Origin of the sequence: Enterococcus sp. HY326 (assembly GCF_026157065.1) — a bacterium.
In the GTDB taxonomy this organism is placed as follows: domain Bacteria; phylum Bacillota; class Bacilli; order Lactobacillales; family Enterococcaceae; genus HY326.
Genome location: NZ_JANLGQ010000032.1, coordinates 1 through 636, shown reverse-complemented (window position 1 = coordinate 636; position 636 = coordinate 1). Strand labels below are relative to the sequence as shown.

The window sequence follows — 636 nt, the reverse complement described above, 5'->3', positions numbered from 1 at the left end:
CCAGACTGCTCCATCCCGCGATAATATTAAAAAAGGAGGATAAGGGATTCGAACCCTTGCACGGTTTTACCCGCCTGACGGTTTTCAAGACCGTTCCCTTCAGCCGGACTTGGGTAATCCTCCAGCATTAAAAATTAGAAAACAATGGACCTTGTAGGACTCGAACCTACGACCGGACGGTTATGAGCCGTCTGCTCTAACCAACTGAGCTAAAGGTCCAAGCTCTAAAGTATCGCGGCGGAGGGGATCGAACCCCCGACCTCCCGGGTATGAACCGGACGCTCTAGCCAGCTGAGCTACACCGCGAAAATATGATTTTCATTAAAAAATGAAATGGAGCCTAGCGGGATCGAACCGCTGACCTCCTGCGTGCAAAGCAGGCGCTCTCCCAGCTGAGCTAAGGCCCCATGATGTTACAAAATAATCGGGAAGACAGGATTCGAACCTGCGACCCCTTGGTCCCAAACCAAGTGCTCTACCAAGCTGAGCTACTTCCCGCTAAAAACTATAATGCACCCAAAGGGAGTCGAACCCCTAACCTTTTGATTCGTAGTCAAACACTCTATCCAGTTGAGCTATGGGTGCATGGTGTTTTCACACTATGCCGAGGACCGGAATCGAACCGGTACGGTGATC

The 636-nt window shown here is 50.8% G+C and carries 6 tRNA genes; all 6 read right to left on the bottom strand.

Annotation, left to right across the window (positions count from 1 at the left end):
• Positions 1-33: 33 nt before the first annotated feature.
• Positions 34-123: transfer RNA gene (locus tag ORH16_RS18875), tRNA-Ser, on the bottom strand.
• 22 nt (positions 124-145) lie between these two features.
• A tRNA-Ile gene (locus ORH16_RS18870) sits at positions 146-219 on the bottom strand.
• Between the two features lie 13 nt (positions 220-232).
• A tRNA-Met gene (locus ORH16_RS18865) sits at positions 233-306 on the bottom strand.
• 28 nt (positions 307-334) lie between these two features.
• Positions 335-407 (bottom strand) — tRNA-Ala (locus ORH16_RS18860).
• A 17-nt stretch (positions 408-424) separates the two neighbouring features.
• Positions 425-498: transfer RNA gene (locus ORH16_RS18855), tRNA-Pro, on the bottom strand.
• A gap of 13 nt (positions 499-511) precedes the next feature.
• Positions 512-585: transfer RNA gene (locus tag ORH16_RS18850), tRNA-Arg, on the bottom strand.
• Positions 586-636: the final 51 nt, after the last annotated feature.